This is a genomic window from Arthrobacter sp. GAS37 (genome assembly GCF_044908325.1).
GTDB lineage: Bacteria > Actinomycetota > Actinomycetes > Actinomycetales > Micrococcaceae > Arthrobacter > Arthrobacter ramosus.
Genome location: NZ_JBIYDB010000045.1, coordinates 1 through 25,425 on the forward strand (window position 1 = coordinate 1; position 25,425 = coordinate 25,425).

The window sequence follows — 25,425 nt, forward strand, 5'->3', positions numbered from 1 at the left end:
CCTTCGCCGTTGTCTCCCCCGGCCACACCGGCACGAACGCCGAGCAGCTCACCCTGACCGGCCGGTCGTCAGGGGACGCGAAACTCCTGCCCGCCCTGGACCTGGGCGGCTGCTCACCGACCGGCACAACCGGACATACGTATCAGCTGAAGGCCTGGTTCAAATCCACCGCGGCAACCCAGTTCGAACTCTATTACCGTATCGGCAACGGGTTCTGGAAGTACTGGACAGCAAGCCCCTATATCGCCGCCGCGGCGAACTGGACCCAGGCCACCTGGACCACACCTCCCCTGCCCGCCGGTGCGTCAGGGATCAGTTGGGGCCTGAACATCCAAGCCAACGGCACGATCACCACCGACGACTACGAGATGTACGACGTCCCCACCGTGACACCGCCACCGCCACCGCCAGCCGGGGGCAACCTGGTGCAGAACCCCAGCCTTGAAACGGCCGGGTCGGGCTCGTTCCCGCTGTGCTGGCAGGCCGGTGGATACGGTACAAACACCGCCGCGTTCAGCACCGTAGCCACGGCTCATACCGGCGCGAAGGCGGAGAAGATCACCATCACGGGCTACTCCAGTGGTGACGCGAAACTGCTTCCCACCATGGACACCAGTACCTGCGCGCCTCAGGCCGTGGCGGGACACACCTACTCGGTGCGTGCCTGGTACACCTCCACAGCCGTCACGCAGTTCGCCTTGTATTATCGTGACGCCTCCGGCAACTGGGTGTACTGGACCTCCGGACCGTGGCTTGCTGCCGCCAGCACCTACACTCAGGCAAGCTTCACGACGCCGGCACTCCCCGCCGGGGCCACTGCGGTCAGCTTCGGCTTGAGCCTGTTCAACAACGGAGCACTCATCACGGACGACTACGCTATGTATGACACCGTGGGAGCGCCGCCGCTATAGCAACACCGACCGGAGGACCCTGTAGACCAAGCCACTGGAATCCGCCCGTACGCGGGCGCCTCAGTTTCCCTGGCGACGGGATAACCCGCAGCCGTCCGACCCGGCCGCTGGCTGCCGCCCTTCGTGGGGATCCGAGGTCATCCGCCTGCGGGTCCAAATTGCGGTCAGGCGTCTCCTAAAGGGCGGCGAGGAGCCATGGGCCCTGCAGGCACTATTTCGCAGTGACTGCTAGGAACCTGATCGGCAGTTCCAGCAACTCCAGCGGGCCGTGGGGTCCTTCGCCGTCGAGCAGGAGAGAGTCGCCTGCCTCCATGGTGTACTCGTAGGCGCCATGGCCGTAGACCATCTTGCCCGAGAGCATATAGATGAATTCTGTGCCGGGGTGCTGGAACAACGGAAAGACATCCGAGGCGTCAGTCAGCGTGACCAGCGTGGGTTCGAGGGCATCCGTGCGGCCCTTGAGGGTCCCCAAAACGCGGTATTCGTGCCCGTGCTGGGTTCCGCTGCGCACGGTCAGGCTGCCCTCACCGTTCCTGGTGAACGTTGCGTCCCTGTCGGTGTCCGCGCCGCGAAATAGGGCGGTGACGGGGATTTTCAGCCCGTCGGCAAGACGCTGCAGGGTGGTCAATGAGCAGGAAGTAGAAGCTGATTCAATCTTGGAGATCATCGCCTTGGACAGCCCGGTCCGGATCGCAAGTTCAGCGGAGGACAGGCTTTGCGCCCTCCGGTAGTGCCGGACCTGCAGGGCGATGATGCGCTCCAGTTTGCCGGGGCCGTCCTTTGTGTCAGCCCCTGCCTCGGCGTCCGATTCCGCAGTCAGGTTTGTCTCGCCATCAACATGGTTGATCATCCAGCCATCATAGGTGCCTGCACACGATCCTTGGTGAGTAACATGGCTTCGCCAAGCACCCCGGCAAATGCGTCCGCAAGGGCCAAGGCCCCTGCTTCTGCGTCCGCGTCGTCGACCAGTTCCTCGGGGGAATGCGAGATCCCCGTGGGGTTCCTGACGAACAGCATGGCCGTGGGGATGTGGGCTGCGAGCACTCCGGCGTCGTGGCCCGCCCCGGTGTCCAGGACGGGTGTATCCGGGAGCAGGGTTTGGAGCTGATCGCGCAGGCCTGTGTCGAAGTGGACGGTGGGACTGAGCGATTCAGTGCCGAACGTCACCGTGCAGTTTTCCTCGGCGGCGATGACCTGGGCGTTGAGGTGGACGGATTCGACGAGGGCTGCGGTGACTTCGTCCCGTGGGTGGCGGACGTCGATCCACATGTCGACCCGGGAGGCGATGACGTTAGTGCCTCCCGGGACCGGATGCAGGCGGCCCACGGTCGCGCGGGCGTCCTTGTAGTTCCTGGCGGTGTCCCGGATGCTGATCATGATTTTGGCAGCGGCGATCATCGGGTCTTTCCGGTCCTTCATGAGGGTGGTTCCGGCGTGGTTGCCTTGCCCGTACACGGAGAGCTTCCACCGGCCGTGGCCCAGGATGGAGGAACCGATCGCCACCGGCTTGCCCAGATCAGCGAGGCCCCTCCCCTGTTCGACGTGGAGTTCAACGAACAGGCCCAGCTGCTGGAGGGTTTTGTGGTCTGCGCCGATGAACCGGGGGTCTTGTCCGTTGGCCGCCGCGACGTCGGCGTAGGTGTTGCCGTCGGCGTCTTTGAGGTTGCGGGCCTTGTCCGGATCGAGGGCTCCGGTGAGGAGTCGGGAACCCAGGCAGGCGACGCCGAAGCGGGAGCCTTCCTCTTCGGGGAAGACTGCGATGGCCAGGGGGCGGCGCGGCCGGATGCCGCGGGCCTTGAGGAGGTCGACGGCGACCAGCGCCGAGGCTACACCCAGAGGGCCGTCGTACTCACCGCCGCCGGGAACGGAGTCGAGGTGGCTGCCGGTGATGACGGCGTCCTTGCGGGTGCCGGTGGCGGTGTCCCACCAGGCCCAGATGATGCCGTTGTGGTCGGTGGTGACGTCCAGGCCGCGCCGGGCCGCCTGTTCGATGAACCAGCTCCGCAACTCGGTCTCAGCGGCCGAAAAAACCGGTCGGGAGTATCCGCCGCGGTGCGGGTCTGTCCCGACGCGGGAGATGTCCCGCATGAGGCCGGTTACGGTTACGGTGCCGGTTGCCGCTTTGCTCGCCGAGGAAGTCAAGGCCTTGTCCGTTTCTGTAGGAGTATTTTCTGGGCCCGGTCAGCTGGTGCTGAACGGGTCAGCCGGCGCTCACCTTCGCGGTCGCCTGACGGAACCGGCCCGGGACGTCGCCGGTCCTGGTGGCCAGGTCGGCCGCCCATTGCCCGATCAGCGGCGCGAATTTCGCACCATGCCCCGAACAGGGGGACACGATGGTGAGGCCGCCGGTCCGGTCGATGAGGAAGTCCTCGTTCGGGGTATTGGTGAACAGGCAGGTCGTTTCCGCGTATGGCTCGGGGTCCAGGCCAGGCAAGTACTTCCGGACGTAGTCCACGACGCGCTGTCGGTTGACCGGGTCCACCAGGCCGGTTTGGGCAGCGGCTGACGGGATGAATTTGCCGCCGTTGTATTCGGCGACCTTCTGTCCGGCGAAGCCGGCATCCCGACCTCCGGGCAGCCCGTATGTCTGGATGTCCGCGCCCTTATGGATGAACGTGGGCCATGGACCGTCGTCGGAACGGTAGGGGAAGTGGTAGGCCTGCTCCTGCCGGACGGCGAACTCCGGTAGCCGGGCAAGGAACCCCGCCGGAAGCGGCAACTGTCCCAGCAATGACGGCAGCCAGCCGCCCGCGCTGATGATGACGTTTCCGGCGTCGCGCGTTTCCCAACCGTCAGAAACCACACGGTAGCCGGATCGCCGCTTTTCCACGCGCGAGACGTTCCAGCCGGTCAGCAGTCGGGCGCCGCGCTTCACTGCCTGTCCGATCATGGCGTTGACTGCACTCTCGGCGTCGATCACGCCTGCGCCGGGGTGCCACAGGACGGCGGTGTCGAAGGCGATGTGCGGCCAGCGTGCTCTTGCCTCGGCGGCGCTGAGGAGTTCGTGCTCGACGCCGGTCTCGGCGAGGATCCGGGCGAGCTGCTCCGGTTGCCGCTCGGGGCCGTAGTCCACCGCCCCGTAGGGCGTGATGAGTTCCAGCCCGCTGGCCCGGTCCAATTCGTCCCACAGGGACTTGGATTCAATGACCGCCCGGGTGTAGAACTCGTCCGGGTAGGCGTAGCGGAAGATCCGGGCGGAGCCGTGGGAACTGCCGTCGTGGCTGGCCGGTTGAGTGCGTTCCAGGATCGTGACTTCATGGCCGCGGGCGGCCAGTTGCCAGGCGGTGGCGGCGCCGGCCAGGCCGGCGCCAACCACAACGAATTCGGAGGATTCCGGCATTACTTGGCTCCGGGGATCCAGTTGGTGCCGGCCAGGGGAACGCGGGCCATGGCGGAGGCTTCGATGGTGAGGGCCACGAGGTCTTCGGGTTCGAGGTTGTGCAGGTGGGATTTGCCGCAGGCCCGGGCGATCGTCTGGGCTTCCATGGTCAGGACGCGCAGGTAGTTGGCCAGTCGCCGACCACCGGCAACGGGGTCCAGCCGGGAGGAGAGCTCGGGGTCCTGGGTGGTGATGCCGGCGGGGTCGCGTCCGTCCTGGAAGTCGTCGTAGAAGCCGGCCGCCGATCCCAGGGCGGCGTATTCGGCGGCGTAGCGGGGGTCGTTGTCCCCCAGCGCGATGAGTGCGGCGGTGCCGATGGCGACGGCGTCGGCACCCAGGGCCATGGCCTTGGCGACGTCGGCGCCGGTGCGGATGCCGCCGGAAACGATGAGTTGGACTTTGCGGTGCAGGCCGAGTTCCTGAAGCGCCTGGACGGCCTGCGGGATGGCGGCCAGGGTGGGGATCCCGACGTTTTCGATGAAGACCTGCTGCGTGGCGGCAGTGCCGCCCTGCATTCCATCGACGACGACGACGTCGGCTCCGGCCTTCACGGCCAGGGCGGTGTCGTAGTACGGCCGGGACGCGCCGATCTTGACATAGATCGGGGTTTTCCAGTCGGTAATTTCGCGGAGTTCGCCGATCTTGATTTCCAGGTCGTCCGGTCCCGTCCAGTCGGGGTGACGGCTGGCGGAACGCTGGTCGATGCCCACCGGTAGGGTACGCATGCCGGCGACGCGCTCGGTGATCTTCTGGCCCAGCAGCATGCCGCCGCCGCCGGGCTTCGCGCCCTGGCCGAGCACGATTTCGATCGCGTCGGCCTTGCGCAGATCGTCCGGGTTCATGCCATACCGGGACGGCAGGTACTGGTAGACGAGGTGCTTGGACTGGCCGCGCTCCTCGGGTGTCATGCCGCCGTCGCCCGTTGTTGTGGAGGTTCCCACCTCGCTGGCGCCGCGCCCCAGGGCCTCCTTGGCGTTGGCCGACAACGCGCCGAAGCTCATGCCGGCGATGGTGACCGGGGTCTGCAGGTGCAGCGGCCGGGAGGCATGGCGGTCGCCGAGGACGACGTCGGTGTCGCACTTTTCGCGGTAGCCCTCCAGAGGGTAGCGGGACATGGAGGCACCGAGGAACAGCAGGTCATCGAAGTGCGGAACCTTGCGCTTCGCGCCCCAGCCGCGGATGTCGTAGACGCCGGTGGCGGCGGCGCGTTGGATGTCGGAGATGGTTGCGCGGTCGAAGGTGGCGGATTCGCGCAGGCCAAGCTCTTCCGTGTGCTGGGCGGGGATGCTTGGGGCGGGGAGGACGGTGTCCTGGGGCGGTGAGGTGATGGTCATGGGAGTGTCCTTTAGTACGAGGCCGAGTTGTGGACGCTGAAGTGGTAGAGGTTCCGTGCCGAGCCGTAGCGTTTGAAGTCCGCAGGGTTGTCGGTGCGGCCGGCGGCGGCGAGCAGCCCTTCGAGTTCATCAAGGTGTTCGGCTTCCATCGGCTTTTCGATGCAGTCCGCACCCAGGGACGCCACGGTTCCCTTGACGTAGATCCGGGCTTCGTAGATGGAGTCGCCCAGCGCATCACCGGCGTCCCCGCAGACCACCAGCCGGCCGGCCTGCGCCATGAACGCCGACATGTGGCCGATGTTCCCGCCGACCACGATGTCCACGCCCTTCATGGAGATCCCGCAACGGGCCCCGGCGTTGCCGTCGATCACCACGAGCCCGCCGTGACCGGTGGCCGCCGCCGACTGGGAGGCGTCGCCTCGCACGTGCACCTTTCCGGACATGATGTTCTCCGCAAGTCCGACGCCGGCATTTCCGGTGATGGTCACCTCGCCTTTTTGGTGCATCCCGGCCGCGTAATAGCCGGCGTGGCCCTTGATGGTGACACTGATGTCCGCATCGATTCCGACAGCAAGGCTGTGCTTTCCGCCGGGGTTGGCGACGGTCCAGACCTGGCCGTCGATGGCGTTGTGCAGGGCCTGGTTCAGGTCCCGCACCGGGCTGTCGTTAAGGTCAACGCTGAAGGAGTCAACCACGGCAATTTGCTGCGCTGCTGCCGGGGTGAGGGTTTCGGGGGCTGTCAGAGTGACCATGTGTAGACCTTTCCGGGTTCCGGTTCAAAGATGCGGGCTGTTTCGATGCCGGGCAGGGATGCCAGGGCACGGTATTCGGACGCCATGGCCACGTAATCGTCGGTTTCGGCGATGATGGCGGGCTTGCATGCGATCGGGTCCCGGACCACGGCCATGCTGTCGGCGGTAGTGACCACGAGGGTGTAGAAGCCGTCGAAGACCTTGCCGAGGTTGGTCAGCGCCGTTTCCAGGTCGTCGCCCTGCTGCAGGCGTGAGGCGATGTAGCGGGCGCCGACTTCGGTGTCGTTGTCCGAATCGAACACCACCCCTTCGCGTTTGAGCTCCCGCCGGATGGTGGCGTGGTTGGAGAAGGACCCGTTGTGGACCAGGCACAGGTCATCTGCCACCGAGAAGGGGTGGGACCCACCGGCCGTGACGGCGGACTCGGTGGCCATGCGGGTGTGGGACAGGCCCTGGCTTCCGGCCATGGCCTCCAACCCGTGCTCGGCGGCGATGTCCATCGGGTGGCCCACGCTCTTCATGACGGCCACGTGCTCGCCGCGGCCGATGATGGTGGAACCCGGGAGGGTTTCGCGCACGGCCTTCACCAGCAAATCAGTGCCGACAGCGGCGCTGACCATGGTGGTGTCGCCGACCACCCTGACGTCCGGGGCCGCGGACGGGGACAGCAGGTTTTCCAGTGATCCGGCGATCTCACCGAGCGGCAGGGCCTGGCTCTTGCCCAGGAGGCTGAGGGTGGAAGTTCCTTCCGAGACGAGGCCAGGGGTGTCGTAGACGGCCAGGCCGGCGGAGTCCGGTCCGCGATCCACGATCTGGCACATCATGGAGGACAGGAGACTGCCCATCTGGGGGTGTAGCGAGGGGTTGCGCAGCTGCAGCGCGGCAATTCCGCACATTTTGGTGTCCTTTGCTAGGTCGGAGTTGTCAGATCGAGGTCAGGTAGGTGCGGATTTCCCAGTCGCTGACCTGGTTGTGCCAGCTCAGGAACTCTTCTTCCTTGGCGTCCGCGTAGTACTCGCCGATCGCCTCGTCTCCGCTGAGACTGGCGAGGATGACGGGGTCCCGGCGCAGTGCCTCGACGGCGTGCAGGAGCGTCGCGGGAAGAAGATGGGCGCCCTCGCGTGCTTCACCGGGTCCGCACGGTGCGCCTGGGTCGGTTCCCTTCGTGACGCCGTCGAGTCCTGCTTCGATGGCCGTGGCGATGGCCAGGTACGGGTTGGCGGAGCCGTCCCCGGAACGGAGCTCTATCCGTTTTTCGTCCGGGACCCGGATCATGTGGGTGCGGTCGTTGCCCCCGAACGAGGCCTTGCGCGGTGACCAGGTCGCTCCGGAGGAACTGGTGATGGCGCCCGATCGCTTGTAGGAGTTGACCGTCGGGGCGAGGAACGCCTGAAGGGCCGGCGCGTGCTCCAGGATGCCCCCGATGAACGAATAGGCGAGGTCCGAGAGCCCTAGTCCCCTGCCGCCGTCGTCCCCGGGAAACAGCGCGTCCGCTCCGGACCACAGGGACAGGTGGAAGTGCAGGCCGGTGCCGGTCCGGTCGGTGAACGGCTTGGGCATGAACGTAGCCGTCATGCCGCGCTGTTCGGCAAGGATGTTCAGGATGTAGCGCAGGGTGACCACACGGTCCGCCGTGGTGAGTGCGTCGGCGTAGTTGAAGTTCTGTTCGAACTGCCCGGCGGCGTCCTCGTGGTCGTTGGCGTAGTTGCCCCAACCCAGGCCATTCATCGCCTCCGAGATGGAGGTCAGGTGCTCATACATGCGGGTGACGCCGCGGGCGTCATAGCAAGGACGCGGTGAATCATCGCGGGCGTCGGCAGTGCTCAAGGAGCCGTCGGGGTTCTTGTTGACGAGGAAGTACTCGACTTCCGCGCCCACCTTGGCCTGCATGCCCTGCCCGGCCAGCCGGGCCAGCGTGCTTTTCAGGATGACGCGTGGGGCATAGGGCCACGGCTTCCCGTCAACGTGCGGGTCGCAGTGGATGATCGCCAAGCCCTCTTTGATGAACGGCACGGGCGTGAAGGAGGTGAGGTCGGGTACTGCGATGAGGTCCGAATCCTGCGGCTTCTGCCCGATCAGCCCTGCGGCGTAGCCGGCAAATCCCATCGCGCCGGCTTCGAGCTCGTCCGCGGCTTCGACCGGAACCAGCTTGGCGCACGGTTTGCCGGTCATGTCCACGAACGTCGCCAACAGGAACCGCACGTCATGGGCCTTCGCGATGTCCGCGAGGGAGATCCGTCCGGCCTCGGCCGGCACCGATTGCCCGGTTTGTACTTCAGGGGTTGCGACACTTGTCATCGGAACTGTCCTGTTCAAATTGGAGTTACCTAATGGGAAACGCTGTTGAACCACAGTAGTCAGAGTGATGTTACAGCGGCTCTCCAAGGACGTTAAATCCGTGTTTCGCGTATGCCATGGACGCATCACCCGGCCGCTTTTGCCACAGACGGCACCGGCAAAGGACGCAGTTATGTGCCTAACGCGCTCAGCAGCCAGGCCCTCGTTCGGTTAAGGACCCGGCTGCTGAGCTGTTGGGTGATTCTGCCCCTGCGAACTACCTTTAGACGCCTGCCTTTTCCGGGACGAGTGAGTACGCCGCGGCGCCGGTCGCGGGAATCGCATCGGCTGCCGGCGCGGTTCCGCGGAGGTAGGGTTTCTTCCACCGCATGTACAGCAGGCCGGTTCCGACCACTAGCGCTGAACTCAGCAACGTGAGCCAGTTCTGCCACCACGGCCCGTCCGGAGTACGTGGCCACGCCATGTTGATCATGCCGGTCACCCCCCAAGCCAGTGCCAACACGTTTACGGGCACTCCCCATTTGCCCAGCTTGAACTGGCCGCCCGGCTTCCAGCCTTTGAGTCGTGCCCGGAGGGCCGCAAGAACGACCATTTGGAATGCGAGGTAGATTCCCATCGTCGCGAACGACATGATGGCCATCAGCCCCTCTTCAGAGAATTTCGAAAGGAGGACGATCAAAGCAGGTGCGATTCCGGCCAGAAGCAACGCGAACGGCGGGACTCTGCGGCTCTTGCTGAACCTCGTCCACAGACCGCTCAACGGCAACATCCGGTCGCGGCCCATGGCATAGGTCAGGCGGCTCGTCGCCGCCTGGAAGCTTAGCAGGCAGGAGATGAAGGAGATCATGACGACGGCGAGCACCACTTTGACTCCGACGGCACCGAAGGCGGATGAGAGGACAGAGTGGACCGGGTCCGCGTCCGCGCCGGACATGACGGCACCGAAGTCCGGAACGGCAAGCAGTAGCGAGAGGCATACGAACATGGAGGCCGCTCCCCCGATGTAGATGGTCACCCGCATGGCCTTGGGAATGGTTGTCCCGGGATTCTTGACTTCCTCCGCCACATCGCCACAGGCCTCGAAGCCGTAATACTGGAAAATTCCGATCAAACCGGCTGCGGCAAATGCGGCGAAGTACCCGTCGCCTCCGCCTGCACCGAATGTCTGGAAAATCACCGAGATGTCCTGGTTTCGGGAGGCGATCAGCAGCCAGCTGCCGACGACGATCGCCCCGCCGAGCTCGGCGATCAGGCCGATCATCGCCACAGTGTTGAGGATCTTGGTCCCGCAGAGGTTCAGCGCGGTGGAGATGGCGATCAGGACGATTGCCGCCGCGATGGTTGTGTCTACGCCGGGTTCGAATCCAAAGAGGTCCGCCACGTACGGACCGGCTCCGTAACCCACGGTGGCAATGCTCGTCAGCAGGGCGAACAGATAGATCCATCCGCTCATCCAGCCCCACTTGCGGCCCCAGAGGCGTCGTGACCAAGGATAGATACCACCGGCCACGGGGTAGCTGGAGACTACCTCGCTGAAGACCTGGGCCACGAGGAACTGGCCGGCGCCCACGATAAGAAGCGACCAGATCATGGGCGGCCCACCGATGCCGAGGGAGCTGGCGAACAGGGTGTAGATGCCGACGACGGGTGACAGGTAGGTGAAGCCGAGGGACACGTTGCCCCAGAACGTTACGTCGCGCTCGAACTTCGTTTCGTAGGAGTAGCCGAGTTCGCTGAGATGCTCGGCGTCCCCGTCCGTCTCAGGCGAGGGGGGACGGGGGGTTGTGATCGTAGTCATTGCACTCCTTGGATCAAGGGAACTAAGAGTTGAAATACAGGTTGGGAAAGGTGCAAGGCTCGCTTCTCCTCGGCCGCGAATATCTCGTTTCGTGAGGGCCGGAAGCCTGGGTGCCGTGGTCGCCGCGGAGCACCCCCACATGGAGCGAGCACTTATGCGGGTTGCCTCTTATGACTGCAGCGCGGCCAGTTGCGTGAGTGGCTCGATATGGTTTTTCGGATGACAACTGATATGAAACCATTGTGACTGACAGTGAACTTGCGGTGGGTTTCAGGGTTGTAAATTTCATGTTGCCTTCCGCTACGACGCCGGGCGAAGGGCGATGGCCGATGAGGCAGCGCGGGATGAGAGCTTCAAGGCCTCAGGGTGAAACGCAGACTTAACACGGATGAAACCCATCACAGTCCACTGTGGGTAATCATTGTTTCACAGGGCTAAATCAGTGCCGCGAAGCCACCTTGTGGCAGGCCAACGATTGGCCGGAACCCTTCCAGCTCTCATCAAGATTCCCGTGGCACGGCTGTGCCCGACGCGGGGCAAGACCGGCAGGAGCTACACGGATGCATGTTGCTAGCGACGTCAAAGAGCATCTCTTCGACGTGACCATCGACGGGGCTCCCAGCCGTCCAGACCAAGTCATGGCCGACTGGTCGCCACACGACCGGTTCGGCATCGTCGTGCGGGAACCCTTCGGGGCGCTGGGAGCGAGCCTTCTCATCCAACTGGCCGCGTTGCAGTTCTACGAGGCCCGGACCGCGAGGCGCGCCGAAAACCCGCAATATCCCCAGACCTACCTCTTCCACGTGGGCGGCGCCTTCGGAGATCACAGCAGTTTCGATGTCTGGCCCGCCCGGCATGAGGTTACGGTCGCCGACGACCCCTGCGCCCTCCTGGGGGAAATCAATGACAGGGGCATCACGAGGCTGGCGGTGCCCATCGGCCAGCCTAGGTCTCTGGATTACCTCCAGGCTCAAGCAAGCGGTTGGACCGACAGGTCCGCGGCCGCGGATCGAATAAGCAGCGTCCTGATGTATTCGCCGGACGGCAAACTGCGTGACCACGATGTGACGGTGCGCGCGGCCGACCGCCAGTTGGAACTGATGACCAGCTGGAGCCTTGACGCAGAGGGGACCAAGCGGCACTTCGACAGCCTGACGGACCAAGAGCTCCTCGAAATGGAGATCGGGCCGAGCACCGCGGCTGACCTGCGGTCCTGGACCGCGGCTTTCGGCAAGAGAATCAACGAGATCCCGCAATCACAACGCAGCGCCCTTGCCCTGCGCAGGCGCCAGGAAATGCCTGGACTTGTTCGTACCGAAACGTTCCGGCGGGTAACCGTGGACGAGGGCCTCACGCTCCTTTGAGCACGGATGCGCGCCACCCCACCCATTCAGAATGGAGTTCTGCAGAAATGACCACGAAAAAAATGCGAGTAGGCATCATTGGTGCCGGCCCTAGCGGAATGGCGCAGCTGCGCGCCTTCGAGTCCGCCCGGAGGCAGGGCGCGGACATCCCCGAGATCACTTGCTTCGAAAAGCAAGCGGATTGGGGCGGGCAATGGAACTACAGCTGGCGAACCGGCCTGGATGGCCATGGCGAGCCGGTTCACAGCAGCATGTACCGCCACCTCTGGTCGAACGGGCCCAAGGAATGCCTGGAATTCTCCGACTACTCGTTCGACGAGCACTTCGGACAGGCGATTTCGTCTTACCCGCCGCGCTCCGCGCTCTTCGACTACATCGAAGGAAGAGCGGTCAAGAGTGACGTCCGCAAGTACATCCAGTTCAGCACGGCGGCGCGCTGGGTTGACTACGACGACGCTGCCCGGGAATTTACGGTCCTGGTCGAAGACCTTGTCACCAAGCAGACCCGGAAGCATGTCTTCGACAAGCTCGTCGTCTCTACCGGACACTTCTCTACGCCCAATGTGCCGGAATTCGAGGGCATAGGGACGTTCCCGGGCCCCGTGCTCCACGCCCATGACTTTCGCGGTGCGGAGCAGTTTGCCGGCAAGAACGTTCTCCTGGTGGGTAGCAGCTACTCCGCGGAGGACATCGGCATGCAGGCCTACAAGATGGGCGCGGCCTCGGTGACGATCAGCTACCGGAGCAAACCCATGGGTTTCAGGTGGCCGGACGGAGCCAGGGAAGTTCCCACGATAGAGCGCATCGACGGACAGCACGTCATCTTCGCCGACGGCAGTTCGGGCCGGTTCGACGCGGTGATCCTGTGCACGGGCTACCGCCACAAGTTCCCGTTCCTGCCCGGCAGCCTCGCGCTAAGCACGCCCAACGTCCTGTACCCGGCCAACCTCTACAAGGGGATTGTCTGGCAAGGCAACCCGGACCTTTTCTACATCGGCATGCAGGACCAGTACTACACCTTCAACATGTTCGACGCCCAGGCCTGGCTTGCCCGTGACTACATCATGGGGCGGCGCGAGGTTCCGGGGAACCTGGAGCGACAAGAGGACATCCAGTTTTGGCTGCAGAAGCAGGAAGCCCTCCACACCCACGAGGACGAGGTCGACTTCCAGACCGATTACGTGAAGGACCTCATAAGCCTGACCGACTACCCGCCGTTTGACTTGGACGCGGTTGCAGTCCTGTTCAAGCAATGGATGCATGACAAGGAAGAGAACATCCTGGGATACCGCGACAGCGTCCATACTTCCGTGATGACGGGGACCACGGCCTCAGCGCACCACACTGCGTGGCTGGACGCCATGGACGACAGCATCGAGGCGTATCTGTCCACGCCGATCGGGTCACAACCCTGATCGGGTCACGTCCCCGATCCAGGAAGTTAACGTTCCCGAAACCCACCGCAATTGAATTTCAGTAAAACTAGTTTCACCCCAGTAAATCAAGTAGAGGAGAACACCATGACTACAACTTTGAGCGGCACGATGTCCAAGGGCGGTTCTATCCACAAGGTGGAGAATGGCTTCCTGGATCTGCCGAAGATGGATGAAGAGGGCTGCGAGGCGTTCATCGGTGACTCCTACGCGAATCCGGAAGGATCCTCGATGTGCTCAGGGTTCTTCGAGCTCAAGGCCTCCGAGCCCTTGATCTATGAGTACACCTACGACGAGATGAAGCTGGTTGTCCAGGGCGAATTCATCCTCACTGACATGGCCACCGGCGCCGTCACCCATGCCAAAGAACGCGACATCCTGTTCTTCCCCAAGGGAACCACAGTGAAGTTCGAAACGCCGGACTACGCGCTGGGCTTCTTCACAGGCGACCGTACGTTCGCTCCGTAAGTCATGATTCCGCGCCATTCCAGCGTGCCCCGGCCGGGGGCGGCTCCGCCCCCGGCACAGGCCCGCGAGTGCTTCGCAGTGTCTTTCGGAAGCGAGGGGTCCAGGGAGACAGACGCATGGCTGCGGCGGCTGGACCCCTCCATCCAGCGCCAGCATGTGGCGTTCCGGACGGGTGACGACGCCGCAGCCGCCGCGCTGCAAACGCGCCTGGCGTCCGCCGTCGTCGGCATCCGGGTGGTGCTGGCCGGACCGGAGGCGGACGTCTACGCCTGCCGGGCCCTTGCCCTCACGATGGGCGCCGTGGACGAGGAACTGGTCCTGCTGGTGACGCCGGACGGCTCCCGAAGGGTCCATTGCCCCCATTGCCAGTCCACGACTGTCACGGACCAGCCCGTCGGCGAAGTGGTGGTGTGCATGGGGTGCCACAGGAACCTCGTGATCTACCACCACTTCTCACGCCGCACGGCAACGTATCTGGGCTACATGGTGGATGCCGAAGAACCAGCTAAGGAGGATGCCGCATGACGGCGACAGCGGAAGCATCAGCACCCGCGTTGCACGACGCCCTGGAACTTGTTCTCGCGGATGTCACCGACCGGACACCGTCAATCCGGAGTTTCACCTTCCGCGACCCAGCCGGAGCCGGGCTGCCCCCGTACGTCCCGGGCAGCCATGTAATTGTCCAGTGCGGGGACAAGGCCAATGCCTATTCCCTCACCGGCTCGGGTGTCCTTCCCGATGAATACACCATTTCCGTACTGCGGGTCGACGACGGCGGAGGCGGCTCGGCCACGCTGCACCGGCTCGCGCCGGGTGCCCGGCTCACTGTGTCCCGTCCGCGCAGCGCCTTCGCTCCGGTCGCCACGGCCAGGCACCATTTGCTCATTGCCGCCGGCATCGGCATAACACCTATGCTGTCGCACATGCGCGCCGCAGCTGAATGGGGCCATTCCGCATCCCTGCTGTATTCCTACCGGCAGGGCGAGGGAGCCCATCTCGACGACGTCCGGGAACTTTGCGGGGAGAGCCTGCACGAGTGCACCGACCGGAGCAGTTTCCTGGCCGCGCTCGCCGTCCGGCTCGGCGAACAGCCCCTGGGCACCCACCTGTATGTCTGCGGCCCGCAGGGCTTTATGGACACGGTCCTCCACGCCGCAAGTGAAGCCGGGTGGCCCGCATCCCGGCTCCATTCGGAGCCGTTCGGTTCCGCCGACCTCGATCCAGGCCAACCGTTCAGCGTGAGGCTCAGCAGGAGCGGGACCGTGGTGGACGTACCGTCGGGCACGTCGTTGCTCAAAGCCCTGGAAGACTCCGGCCTCAAAGTGCCGTTTATGTGCCGTCAGGGCGTCTGCGGCGAGTGCGTCCTGCCCGTCCTTCGTGGAACGCCTGAGCACAGGGACCTCTACTTGTCCGACGCCGAGAAAACTGCCAACAATTCGATAATGTGCTGCGTTTCACGCAGCCGTGATGCCGGACTGGAGATTGACTTTTGATGTTGAGCACGCAGGGATCAACCCTCACGCCGTCCGTCCGCCGCTTCCCGTTCCCGTTCCGCGAAGACTCCTACCGCTACAGCACCAACGTGGAACCAGCCCCGCAGTTCGTGCCGACGGATGCCGGTGGATGGGGAGACCGGCTGATCGAAATCGATCCCCACTACCGTTCCGAACTGGAGGAACGGGCGGCAATACTCGATCGTGACCCGTCACGCATCGCAATGCTCGCGCACATGGGGCCAGCCGTCTGGGACACCATCACCACCTTGCTGCCAGTGCTGGCCGCCGACTATCCCGATGTCATGTCCTTCACGCGCGAAGGCCGCCGCTGTCACTGGCGCAACGACCTCCTGGGCTTGGATAGCGACTTCGTCATCGGTGATGCCTCGACCCTGCCGATGGAGCCCCTGCGCTTCATCGCCAGCCAGATCCAGGACGACATCGCTTTGCTGGATCAGCGCGAAGGTGCCCTCTGGCTGGACGCCGGCGTGATCACCTTTGCCGCAGATTGGTCGTTGGGCTTCGACGTCGGCATGCGCTTCCTCGAGGTCCATGGCCCGGTGCCCAGGGTCCACGAAGAGCAGATCATTACACGGGCCCAGCAATTCCTGATGAGGCTGCAGCCCGGAGAGAAGTACCGGCGGACGAATTGGACCATGACGGTGGACCGGCGTCTCGACACCTCCACGGAGACCTATCCCGAATGGGGACCGGACCGGCTGGAAGTGGTTGACGACCCGGAACTGCCCAAGCGGCTCCACCTGCGCGTCGAAGTCCAGCACCTCATCCGACTGCCGCAGTCCGGCGCCATCCTGTTTCTTGTCCGGACCCACATGATCTCGTTGGCCGAAATTTCCGCCGTTCCGGCATGGCGACAACGCCTTGGCCGCGTGCTGGCCGAGCTGCCCGAGGACATGGCGGACTACAAAGGAATCTCCCGTTACCGGGATGCGGCGGCCAGCTGGCTTCTCGGAGGCTGAGGCCCAGGCCTGGGGAATTCCTCTCAGGCGGGCTTGGGGCGTGCGATGGTCGGCGCGGCTCCAGAACGCGAAAATGAAAGAGCCCCTGATCTGCGTTTCTGCAGCTCAGGGGTTCTTTTCGGTAGGGCTACTTCCGGGGCAGAACGGCCCAAATGGGCACCGCGCGTGCTCATCATTTTTCGTTACTCGCCATAGTTTCCGGTGGGTAAACGGTGGGCGAATCGCCCCGCCTGGCGGGGCATGTCGCAGGATTCCGGCTAGCACTTTTAGACCGGTCCGAATCTTCCGCAAGGGAGTTTCAACGGTCATGCCGCCTACCTCCTCCGATCCTATGAAGAGGAATGCAGCTGGCGCTTCCGCCGGCGATCAACCGCGGAGACGACGGAGACACTGCGGCCACCCGCATCACCGAAGGCATCGCTGTGTACGCGGCCTTCGTGAGGCTGGGATCGCATCCCGGCCTCATATGTTCGCCATCCCCGACGCTCGGTCAAGGGCGCGTTCGCGTCACTGCGTGATGGGCCTGCGGCCCACCCTTGACAGCCGCGCCAAGGATGGACACGACGGCCTCTATCGGAATGCTGGCAACACTGAGATGGCCCTGACAAATCGCTCGGATTGCGATCGACTGGCGCGAGGGACGTCGTACCAATCACATATTGGTTAGTCTGGAGTGCAACGGCATTGAGGCGGGTTAGCTGAAAAGGCCGGTGCAGGGCTGGCGGTACCGGCTCAGGAGCTGGGCGGCGTCCTCGGGAAGGTCAGCCGGGGCGTGTGCCTGGCCGTGCTTCCACCAGTAGTGAGCGTGCTTGGTAATCTCATCCCATTGTCTGGCTTCAGTCCTGTAGTACGTGCAGGTCACGTCGCCGTCGCGGTAGCTGGCGACCCCGAACAGTTTGCCGGCACCGTCTGCGGTGCGGGTGGCTGCAACGATGACAAATGGCCACTGTCCCAGGTTCCACCCATCGGCCCCCCAGTTGGGGATGGCGGCCCATCCGTGTTCCCTGATCAGATCCATCCAGCCATATCCGTCGTTCACGGGATAATCGCCAAGGACTACGGCGGCGGGGACTACCTCGCTCGTGTCCTTGGTGGTGACGGGCCCGATCCTGACCGCGTTCATGATTGCATGTCCAAAACTCCGGCAGCCATTTTGCTGCCCGTGAGAGCGGTGAAAAAGGACATGAGACCCTCCATGGGTTCGGTCTGTCGACGTTCCGGACAACATGGCCGCCCCCGCGGCCCACACACCGGTAATCGACGCACCACCCGGAAAAGTCACGGTCCAGCGATCGTTTCTCGAAATTTTTCCGATCCGCCATGAAACACTCGCCATCCTTAAGGAGGTTGAGCCGCGCCGTGTCGGGAGGTGGTCCACGGCGTCACCGTGCTTTAGCCCCTCGGGAGCCGGCTTGACGGACCTAGCAACTGCCGGGAGTACGAGTGCCTCAACACGGCCTAGCGCCGCTCTGCTGTGGGGGAACTGTGGGTTGTGCTCACATCCGTAGTCGGATGATGAACAAGAAGTAGCACCAGACGGGCATTGAAAGCAGTGACAACACGGCCATCGCGGTCCGTACTCGGGATCGCTCGTGCAGGATCGCGGAGAGCAGCCAGAGTGCTAGCATTCCGATGAGTCCTCCGACGCAGTTCAGGATCACGTCGTCGATGTCAGATGCTCCAACCGCGAACACACCCTGGATGATCTCCACGACCACGCTGACCGAGGCGACCGTGAACATGGTCAGCCATGCGGCCGCCCGATGTCGGAGCCACGATGCGTAGACTCCGAGCGGGATGAAGATCAGGATGTTCCCGACGACGTTGGCGAACGCCACTCTCTCGGTCCCGGGAGAGTGGCTGAACGCGTATTCCGCGATACTTGCGAACGGGATGAGATTGATCGAACTCTCCGAACCCGGTACACGAGAGAAGAGAAGCAGCTTAAGCCCGAAGGCCGCGTAGAGGGCGAAGCCCGCGAAGATGGCCACGGTCTCCGCTTTCGCCCGTTTCGTGGTGAGTCGCCAGCTCGGCACATCATCCGTGACGGCGGTGGGTTTCGGTTGTACACGCACCCACAGGATTGTACATAGGGAGCTTGTCGTGCTCCTGTGAGACCTGGATTCGACAACCGCCACCGAGGAAGCGCAACGTGGTCGACCGTGGATCCAGGCCGCACGGAGCCACCGCGACGATACCGGGTTTAGCAACACGCCCTAGAGGCAGTGGATGTCGGCCAGGCGCATGCCGTCACCCTGGCCCGTGGTGTCATCGAGTTTCACGATTGCGTCCTTGCCCTGGGCCAGGGGCGCGGTGATGCTGTTGGCCACGCCCAGCTATGAGGAGCCGTGCTCGATGCTGGGAGCCACGTACAGCCAACCCGGGCATCCTGCCGCTGCCATGGTTGTGACACGGACGACCGTGCATTTCAGATACCCGCAGGTGTACTCGGATTTGGGAGCGTACTGGTAGTAGTACGGTCCGGAGAACCGGGTCGAGCCCTGGGCTTCCATCTGGGTCCGGATCGACTCTGAGGTTCCGGCCTGTTCCGCCGCGTGGTCGGCGGCTTGGGAAGAGTTGAAGGCCGCGCCATCACTGCGCTGCTTGTCGTAAAGCTTGGTGTTGTCGGTCTGGACCTTCGCCCAGAAAGCGTCTGAGTCTTCCTTTTTCTTTTTGGCGGCAGCATCGGTGGACGCCTGTGCAGCTGCCCGGGCATCTGCAGCCTGGGCGGCCGCCCTGTGCAGCTGCCCGGGCATCTGCAGCCTGGGCGGCCGGAAGCCCAGTGCTGAACCACCAGGCCGCGCCCGGTCGGCGCGTCCACAACATAGTGCCACGCCGAGGGAATCAGATCCGCTTAGGCACCACGAGTTCGTTGCAGCCCGTCAGCGCGGCGCGCAGAGGCGACGCCATGGCAAGCATGCCGCTGACATTCCGATGTGCGGTGCGTTGCTGAGGCCTCTCGATACTGGGTCTGAGCGGACACGGCCGAGACCCCGCGCCCACAATTGCTTTCAAGGAAAGCGCGTAGAAGCTAATCTTGTCCAAGCGTCATGCCTGCAGGCATGACGCTTGGTGGGTACCGCAATGCCGTGCATGGTCGGCTCGTGTTCACCTTGGCGATCTATTTGGGGGTTGGTTGCATTGAGGTTTCCGCGCGTTCTCATTTCGCTGCTCGCCGGCGTGATGATCCTGCCGATTTCCGGATGCGTGAGCGCTTCAGTACCCAGTGCGGCACCGACAGACCCGTGGGCGATCAGCCCCGGCCCCACATCGAGCGCGGCTCCTGCTCAGGTCTATTCAGTGGCTCAACTGCGTGCAATGGTTGCAAACGTCCGCTCCATAGACGGCCCCGCCGCCTCGGTACTGGACGACGCCCAGCTCAAAAAGATCCAAGGCACCCAGTCAATGAGTTCATCCTTGCTGAGAACTGACCCCGCTGAATGTCTGAGCCTTCTGCAGGACGGGAGCCTCTCCGATGACCGGATACCCGCCGCCGCGGCCCTCATCGGCCCTCTCGGGAGCACGTCAACAATTACCGCGTCCTCCGATGACTCCGGGCTGTTCTGGCAGGGCATATACAGTCTCGAAAGGACCCGGACCCGCTGCTCACCATCAACCCTGACATTCGATGGCCAGACCGCCCGCTACGAGCTTTCCCCGGTTCTTGCAGACCTGCACGGACAGAAATCAACCGCCAACGTCCAGACCATCACCGATCAAACGGGGCCGCACTACACGCTGAGGATGGTGGCCATGAGCGGAACCCTGTTCGTCACCGGCAGTAGGAAAATCCCGGCAGCGCTGCCGACCGACGCTGAAATCAAAGAGTTGAGCGGCTACATCAACACCGTCGTAGACGGGGTGGGCAAGGCCATCCCCTCGGCGCCGGCAACAGGGGTCGGCGCATAGACGGCGCTCGAGGCACGGCCGACTCCACAGAACCCGCCGTCAACACCGACGCCAACCGAAAACAGGGGGACTAGATGAATAGGGATACCGACGATCGCGCGCCGGCCCAGCCAGACGAGACGGTCCAAGGCGCCGCGCTGCCATTGTCGACGGAGGCAGATGGCAAGAAGAGCCAACGTCAGTCAGGCCGCAGAAGAAATACCTTGTTCATTGGCATCGCTGCACTGGTCGTCCTCTGCGGCGTCGGGGCTTGGGCGCTGTTTCCCCAGGTGCCTAACGAGGGCCAACATCAGGCAGTGGCCTCGGCAACGCCGCCCGCTCCAGCGCCCACCACGACCGCCCAGCCAACGCCAACCTTGCGTCTGACCGACTACACCGACCCGACCCACGGCTTCGCAGTGAAATTACTCAGCCCGCCCACCCACAGCAAGGTCGCAATTCCACTAACATCCGATACGACAGTAACCGCGGACGTATTCAGCGCCGAATACCACGGACAATCCGTTATAGCTGTCCCATTGCCGTGTATGAACCCTGCACACACGACCGAGATCCTGCAGGGCTTCATGGATTCAACCGTGAGCAATTCCGGAAAATCCACCTCCGCCCCGCCGGTGGTTGAAACCCGTGATCCGACAACGTTGCAGTCGTTTCCTGCGATCCGCGGCAAGTTCACCTACACCGACACTGATGGCCGAAGACTGACCGCTCAAATCCTTACCGTCATGCACGGCTCAACCATCATCCAGGCCCTCGCCATATCAGGCTCATCCCCTGATGCCTTCCTTGATGCCGGACAAAAAGCCTTCATGGACTCGCTCCGCTTCCTGGACCGGCCCGCTCCCAGCGCACCGATGTGTGACCCTTCCCAACTCCCCGGGGCGGCCGGCTAAGGTTTCACAATGTCCACCGTCTGCACCGCGTTCCGCCGCATCGCCCGTAGAATGCGTGCGAACAAGCAGCGACGCACGATTCTGAGAAGCAGGCCTTGCCAGTGATTGACCCGAAGTAGCTGTGACCCGAAGTAGCTGTCGTTCAAGTACGAGCTCGACCACCGAGACGCCATCGACGCCGGCGGCGTCCTCGGCTGGCTGGACCGGCAAGGCAAAACCACAAGATTGAGCACCATCTGGCGGTTCGAACACGCCTGGGAGCGGGAGGCCTCGCTGAAGCTGCGTGCCGGGGACTTCGGGGCCATCACCGACTACGAACAGCATCAGCGGATCCGGCACGGCTCCTATCTGGACATGGTCGATCAGGCCTACCTGAATTGGCAATCCGACATCCAAGCCGGCAGGTCGTCCATCCTCATCGCCGCGGATAACGACACGGTCGGCATGCTCAACGAACGCGCCCAGGCAGACCGCATGATCGAAGGTCTTGTGGACGCCGAACAGACGGCCCTCCTCGGCGATGGTCTGCGTGCCGGGCGCGGTGACACAGTCATCGTACGGCGCAACGACCGCACCGTTGCCGACAGCAACGGCGATTTCATCCGCAACGGCACCCTGCTCGACGTCGTACAAGCCGGTAGGCGCGACGGCTCCCTTGTAGCGCTCCGAAGGGACACCGGCGCTACCGTCACGCTGCACAGAGGCCTCGCAGCGCGCCACGGCGCCCTGGATGGGAACCCCTTGCGGGACGTGGCGACGATCCCGACAAATCACAAGGAGGTCCGGGCGCTAACCGTGACAGAGGTCGGGGCATTACGTGCGGGTCTCAGGCAGTGGGAGGCCGAGAAGAAGCAGGCCGGCCGATACCCGACTGTGGACATCCTCGACGTCATAGACATCATGCTCGCCACCGGCGCACGCATCAGTGAGGCCCTGGCCATACGGTGGAAGGACGTCGATCTAAAATCCGAGAAGCCAACCGTCACGGTGAACGGAACGATTGTCTACATGCCCAAGCAGGGCCTGACCATCCAGGACCACCCTAAGAGCGCCAATTCACGTCAAAGGTACTTCCTGCCGACCTTCGCCGTGGAGATGCTCCTGAGACAGCAAATCGGGCAACTGGAGGCCAATCCGTGGGACGTCGTGTTCCCCTCGGCCGTTGGTTCGCTACGCGATCCGAACAACTTCCACAGGGAGTGGCGTTCCGCGAGGTGACGATCTTGGTTTCCAATGGGTACCCCGCACACCTTCAGAAAGACGGTTGGAACGCTGTTGGAGGCGTTCGGCAACTAGCTCGATTCGTTCCCGGCGGGTTTCCGGTGGATGGCTACCTCAGAACGTCAAAATGAAAGAGCCCCTGATCTACGTTTCCGCAGCTCAGGGGCACATTTCGGGTAGGGCTACTCGGACTTGAACCGAGGACCTTAGGATTATGAGTCCCGCGCTCTAACCAGCTGAGCTATAGCCCCGAGTCGGCGGGGGCCGCTTTGTCAGCGTCCCCGGCCAAAACACTCTAGCAAAACATTTCGGCTCCCGATGCCAAGCGGCGGCCTACGCCGGGTCCACGCGACTAGATGACCTTGTCTTCATAGCTCGCCCCGCGGTAGAGGTCTTCGAACGTCTGCAATGTGCCTTGGATGCTGTGCGGCTCCACCATGGCGCGGCTCGCCTTGCCCATGGCTTCGAGTTCGCCGGCCGGCAGGCGGAAGAGCTCGGTGATCCGGGCTGCCAACTCGTTGCTGTCCCCCGGCGTGAACAGATGCCCGTTTTCGCCTTCGCGCACCAGATGCGGCAGGGCCATAGCATTGGCGAGAAGAACCGGCGTCGACGCCGACATCGCCTCGAGCGTCACGAGGGACTGCAGTTCGGCGGTTCCGGGCATGCAGAACAGGTCAGCGCGAATGTACGCCTTCCTCAGGTCCTCATCGCTCGCCAGGCCCAGGAACTTGACCCGCTCCCCCAAGCCCAGCCGCTTGGCTTGGGCCGCCAGCGCGGCGCGGACCTCGCCGCCGCCGACGATTTCAAGATGCACATTGAGTTCGGCGGGTGTCTTGGAGACTGCGTCGATCAGGACGTCCACATGCTTTTCTTCGGCAAGGCGGCCGACAAAGAGAACGGTGGGGTTGGCATGCGGCTCGATCTCTTCCCCCGGCGCCAGTTCATAAGCCGCCGCGTCAATACCGTTGGACAGAGGCAGGACCTTGCGGAGGAAAGCGTGCTGGTGCATGGCCTTCGCGGCCAGCGGCGTGGGAGTAGTGACGACATCGGCCTGGCCCATGACCTTGCCCATGTCTTTCCACGAGACCCGCCCGATGATGTCCTTGAACCACTGCGGGAACGGCAAGAACGGGTTCAGGTTTTCGGGCATGAAGTGGTTGGTGGCGATGATCCGGATGCCCCGCTTCTTCGCCTCGTAGAGAACGTGTTCGCCGATCGAGTAGTGGCTCTGGATATGAACGACGTCGGGCTGGACCTTGTCGAAGAGCAGCCGAATGTCGTTCTTGATTTCCCAGGGGTAGCAGATGCGGAAGTACTCGTGCGTGAAGACTCCGTGGGACTTCAGGCGGTGTACCGTGCCTTCATCCCCGAATTCGGTGAAGCTCTTGCCGTTGTCCGCCCGGCAGGCCAGCACATGGACATTGTGTCCGCGCGCCTTCATGCCTTTGGCAAGCCGGTACCCGAACTGAGCAGCACCGTTGACCTGCGGGCGGTAGGTTTCCGCCGCAATCAGGATGGTGAGGGGTTTGTTGGTTTCGGGAACGGTCACGTGGAGAACTCCTGATGGTCACGGTGCGAACATCGCAAAACGCCTGGCCCTGCGGTGTCTTCGCCGGTTGCCTGCCGCGGGTGTGCGGGGCACGGTTGTCGAACTTTGCCCTAGGCCTTCCGGCTTGCAGCCGCCTTCGCGTCACGCTTTCGCTTGGTGACCTCAGGATGGTGCCGGCTCAGGGCAATAACCCCAACGATAGCAAGGGAAGCGGCCACAGCCATGGCGATTGCCAGCACGGCGTGGACATCGGGACGAAGCTCACCCAATATTGCGATCCCGATGGCAATTCCGACAATGGGGTCGATCACAGTCAACCCTGCGATCACCAGATCCGGCGGCCCGCCCGAATAGGCGCTCTGCACGAACCAGGAACCGAGCCCGCCGGCAGCGGCAATGGCGACCACGGTATACCACTGCACATTGAGCAGAAAGTGCCCGTTGGGGTCCAGCAGGTGCCGGCCGATGATGCGCGTCAGGACCGCGACGAACCCGAACAACACTCCGGCGCCCAGGATGTAGACAAAAGCGCTCATGCGGTGCCGGAACATGACAGCCAACGTTCCAAAAAGCCCGACGGCGAGAGTTAGCAGGAGAACGATGGTTATTTCGTCCTCGCCGCTGACGTGGTGGTTCTCCTGGGTGGCGTTGACGGCCAGCAGGACGAACATCGCCGAGCCGGTCACGCATGCAGAGATCGCCACCACCGTCCCGCGGTTGATACTGAGTCCCTGGTCCTTGGCGTTGACCACCGTGGTGATGACCAAGGCGATGGCTCCGATGGGCTGCACCACCGTCAAGGGTGCTGACACCAGGGCAATGGCGTTCATGCCCATGCCCAAGGCAAGCAACAGCAGGCCGAGCATCCACCGCGGATTTCGGAGAAGCCTCAGGAAACCGTGGGAACTCAGGGCGAGGCCACCGGTATCCGCTTTGACCGCGCTGCCCTGGCGCTGGGCGCCAATGGCAAGGCAGAAGGCGCCAAGCACCGCAAGAAGGACTGCGAACCAGACCATCAGCTGCGACCGCCGTCGTTGGCTTTGAGTTCTTTGCCCTTGCGGAGGATTGCCCAGAAATAGTTGTAGGCCGCTACCCAGTGCCCTAGCAGACCCAAGCCCAGGCAGACCCAAGCGATCACGAAGTAGACGCTGGTGAAGGGAACCGCGAGCTTGGACAGGACCAGAAGAGGCGTGCCCAGGAGGAGGAACGCCGTCCGGATCTTGCCGATCCGGCTCACGGGGAGGTCGGGGTGGCTATGGAAATAGAACAATGAGGCTGTGGCAAGGACGGCGTCGGGCACCACCAGGGCGGCCAGGTACCACCAATCCACCACCCCGGCGATGACGAGCGTGACAGCGACGGTGATGAGCGCCAGGCGATCCGCCACGGGATCGAGGATGCGGCCCAGTTTGGAGGTTTGGTTGAAACGCCGCGCGACGTAGCCATCCACCCAGTCAGTGCCGCCCATGATGGCGAGAACCAACACGGCGAAACCATATTCCCTTTGCCACAGCACCAGCCACACGAACAGCGGGACGCCCATGAAGCGCAAAACAGTCAGGAAATTGGGGACCGTGAAGATGAGATCATGGTCGATCTGTGGCTGGCCCGGGCGTGCGCCTGCACCGATGAACTTCACC

At 63.5% G+C, this 25,425-nt stretch carries 24 protein-coding genes, 1 tRNA gene and 1 pseudogene; 11 read left to right on the top strand and 15 right to left on the bottom strand.

From position 1 onward, the window contains the following. A pseudogene (locus ABH924_RS21905) lies at positions 1-911 on the top strand (polysaccharide deacetylase); the annotation flags it as partial. A gap of 211 nt (positions 912-1,122) precedes the next feature. Here the strand turns inward: ABH924_RS21905 and ABH924_RS21910 are convergent. The 8 genes from ABH924_RS21910 to ABH924_RS21945 all read right to left on the bottom strand — a co-directional run bounded on the left by ABH924_RS21910 (position 1,123) and on the right by ABH924_RS21945 (position 10,472). Next, positions 1,123-1,761, bottom strand: a complete 639-nt coding sequence (locus ABH924_RS21910; protein WP_234753049.1) for an XRE family transcriptional regulator — start codon at positions 1,759-1,761, stop codon at positions 1,123-1,125. Then, the gene (locus ABH924_RS21915) at positions 1,758-3,053 is read right to left on the bottom strand and encodes an allantoate amidohydrolase (RefSeq protein WP_404502232.1); all 1,296 of its coding nucleotides are present in this window, start codon (positions 3,051-3,053) and stop codon (positions 1,758-1,760) included. The genes ABH924_RS21910 and ABH924_RS21915 overlap by 4 nt, the downstream gene beginning before the upstream one ends. Positions 3,054-3,111: 58 nt before the next feature. Continuing rightward, entirely contained in the window at positions 3,112-4,251 is a 1,140-nt protein-coding gene (locus ABH924_RS21920; protein ID WP_404502234.1) for an FAD-dependent oxidoreductase, read from the bottom strand. Beyond that, complete coding sequence (locus ABH924_RS21925) at positions 4,251-5,624, bottom strand: FMN-binding glutamate synthase family protein (RefSeq protein ID WP_404502236.1); 1,374 nt, start codon at positions 5,622-5,624, stop codon at positions 4,251-4,253. Before ABH924_RS21925 ends, ABH924_RS21920 begins: the two co-directional genes overlap by 1 nt. An 11-nt stretch (positions 5,625-5,635) precedes the next feature. After that, complete coding sequence (locus tag ABH924_RS21930) at positions 5,636-6,376, bottom strand: protein glxC (protein WP_404502238.1); 741 nt, start codon at positions 6,374-6,376, stop codon at positions 5,636-5,638. Beyond that, on the bottom strand, positions 6,364-7,272 hold the full coding sequence (locus ABH924_RS21935; protein ID WP_404502240.1) for a glutamine amidotransferase: 909 nt from the start codon (positions 7,270-7,272) through the stop codon (positions 6,364-6,366). Before ABH924_RS21935 ends, ABH924_RS21930 begins: the two co-directional genes overlap by 13 nt. Positions 7,273-7,300: 28 nt before the next feature. Then, positions 7,301-8,674: a type III glutamate--ammonia ligase gene (gene glnT, locus ABH924_RS21940; RefSeq protein ID WP_404502242.1), complete on the bottom strand. Its 1,374-nt coding sequence runs from the start codon at positions 8,672-8,674 to the stop codon at positions 7,301-7,303. Between the two features lie 262 nt (positions 8,675-8,936). Continuing rightward, on the bottom strand, positions 8,937-10,472 hold the full coding sequence (locus ABH924_RS21945; RefSeq protein ID WP_404502244.1) for an APC family permease: 1,536 nt from the start codon (positions 10,470-10,472) through the stop codon (positions 8,937-8,939). Between the two features lie 560 nt (positions 10,473-11,032). Between ABH924_RS21945 and ABH924_RS21950 the strand changes: the two genes are divergently transcribed. The 7 genes from ABH924_RS21950 to ABH924_RS21980 all read left to right on the top strand — a co-directional run bounded on the left by ABH924_RS21950 (position 11,033) and on the right by ABH924_RS21980 (position 16,731). Continuing rightward, positions 11,033-11,836: a hypothetical protein gene (locus ABH924_RS21950; RefSeq protein WP_404502246.1), complete on the top strand. Its 804-nt coding sequence runs from the start codon at positions 11,033-11,035 to the stop codon at positions 11,834-11,836. Between the two features lie 47 nt (positions 11,837-11,883). After that, positions 11,884-13,251, top strand: a complete 1,368-nt coding sequence (locus ABH924_RS21955; protein WP_404502248.1) for an NAD(P)-binding domain-containing protein — start codon at positions 11,884-11,886, stop codon at positions 13,249-13,251. Between the two features lie 105 nt (positions 13,252-13,356). Further along, positions 13,357-13,737, top strand: a complete 381-nt coding sequence (locus ABH924_RS21960; RefSeq protein ID WP_404502250.1) for a cupin domain-containing protein — start codon at positions 13,357-13,359, stop codon at positions 13,735-13,737. A gap of 78 nt (positions 13,738-13,815) precedes the next feature. Further along, positions 13,816-14,262, top strand: a complete 447-nt coding sequence (locus ABH924_RS21965; protein WP_404502252.1) for a dimethylamine monooxygenase subunit DmmA family protein — start codon at positions 13,816-13,818, stop codon at positions 14,260-14,262. Then, the gene (locus ABH924_RS21970; RefSeq protein WP_404502253.1) at positions 14,259-15,230 is read left to right on the top strand and encodes a PDR/VanB family oxidoreductase; all 972 of its coding nucleotides are present in this window, start codon (positions 14,259-14,261) and stop codon (positions 15,228-15,230) included. Before ABH924_RS21965 ends, ABH924_RS21970 begins: the two co-directional genes overlap by 4 nt. Further along, the gene (locus ABH924_RS21975; RefSeq protein WP_404502255.1) at positions 15,230-16,213 is read left to right on the top strand and encodes a heme-dependent oxidative N-demethylase family protein; all 984 of its coding nucleotides are present in this window, start codon (positions 15,230-15,232) and stop codon (positions 16,211-16,213) included. Before ABH924_RS21970 ends, ABH924_RS21975 begins: the two co-directional genes overlap by 1 nt. Before the next feature lie 341 nt (positions 16,214-16,554). Next, entirely contained in the window at positions 16,555-16,731 is a 177-nt protein-coding gene (locus ABH924_RS21980; RefSeq protein WP_404502257.1) for a hypothetical protein, read from the top strand. A gap of 176 nt (positions 16,732-16,907) precedes the next feature. On the opposite strand, the gene ABH924_RS21985 is transcribed toward ABH924_RS21980, so the two are convergent. From ABH924_RS21985 to ABH924_RS21995, 3 genes are all read right to left on the bottom strand, one after another. Next, a complete protein-coding gene (locus ABH924_RS21985; RefSeq protein WP_404502259.1) occupies positions 16,908-17,336 on the bottom strand; it encodes a hypothetical protein in 429 nt (142 codons plus the stop codon). A gap of 373 nt (positions 17,337-17,709) precedes the next feature. Further along, positions 17,710-18,288, bottom strand: a complete 579-nt coding sequence (locus tag ABH924_RS21990) for a VanZ family protein (protein WP_404502261.1) — start codon at positions 18,286-18,288, stop codon at positions 17,710-17,712. 261 nt (positions 18,289-18,549) lie between these two features. Beyond that, positions 18,550-18,969, bottom strand: a complete 420-nt coding sequence (locus tag ABH924_RS21995; RefSeq protein ID WP_404502263.1) for a hypothetical protein — start codon at positions 18,967-18,969, stop codon at positions 18,550-18,552. Between the two features lie 562 nt (positions 18,970-19,531). On the opposite strand from ABH924_RS21995, the gene ABH924_RS22000 reads away from it, so the two are divergent. From ABH924_RS22000 to ABH924_RS22010, 3 genes are all read left to right on the top strand, one after another. Then, the gene (locus ABH924_RS22000; RefSeq protein ID WP_404502265.1) at positions 19,532-20,122 is read left to right on the top strand and encodes a hypothetical protein; all 591 of its coding nucleotides are present in this window, start codon (positions 19,532-19,534) and stop codon (positions 20,120-20,122) included. 74 nt (positions 20,123-20,196) lie between these two features. Then, on the top strand, positions 20,197-21,015 hold the full coding sequence (locus tag ABH924_RS22005; RefSeq protein ID WP_404502267.1) for a hypothetical protein: 819 nt from the start codon (positions 20,197-20,199) through the stop codon (positions 21,013-21,015). A 171-nt stretch (positions 21,016-21,186) separates the two neighbouring features. After that, positions 21,187-22,233 (top strand): AAA family ATPase, encoded by a 1,047-nt coding sequence (locus tag ABH924_RS22010; protein WP_404502289.1) that lies wholly within the window; start codon positions 21,187-21,189, stop codon positions 22,231-22,233. Between the two features lie 180 nt (positions 22,234-22,413). Here ABH924_RS22010 and ABH924_RS22015 read toward each other — a convergent pair. The 4 genes from ABH924_RS22015 to ABH924_RS22030 all read right to left on the bottom strand — a co-directional run bounded on the left by ABH924_RS22015 (position 22,414) and on the right by ABH924_RS22030 (position 25,424). Beyond that, positions 22,414-22,487: transfer RNA gene (locus ABH924_RS22015), tRNA-Ile, on the bottom strand. A gap of 101 nt (positions 22,488-22,588) precedes the next feature. Continuing rightward, positions 22,589-23,785: a glycosyltransferase gene (locus tag ABH924_RS22020; RefSeq protein ID WP_404502269.1), complete on the bottom strand. Its 1,197-nt coding sequence runs from the start codon at positions 23,783-23,785 to the stop codon at positions 22,589-22,591. A gap of 110 nt (positions 23,786-23,895) precedes the next feature. Then, complete coding sequence (locus tag ABH924_RS22025; protein ID WP_404502271.1) at positions 23,896-24,801, bottom strand: DMT family transporter; 906 nt, start codon at positions 24,799-24,801, stop codon at positions 23,896-23,898. Beyond that, complete coding sequence (locus ABH924_RS22030; protein ID WP_404502273.1) at positions 24,801-25,424, bottom strand: CDP-alcohol phosphatidyltransferase family protein; 624 nt, start codon at positions 25,422-25,424, stop codon at positions 24,801-24,803. The genes ABH924_RS22025 and ABH924_RS22030 overlap by 1 nt, the downstream gene beginning before the upstream one ends. Position 25,425 lies beyond the last annotated feature (1 nt).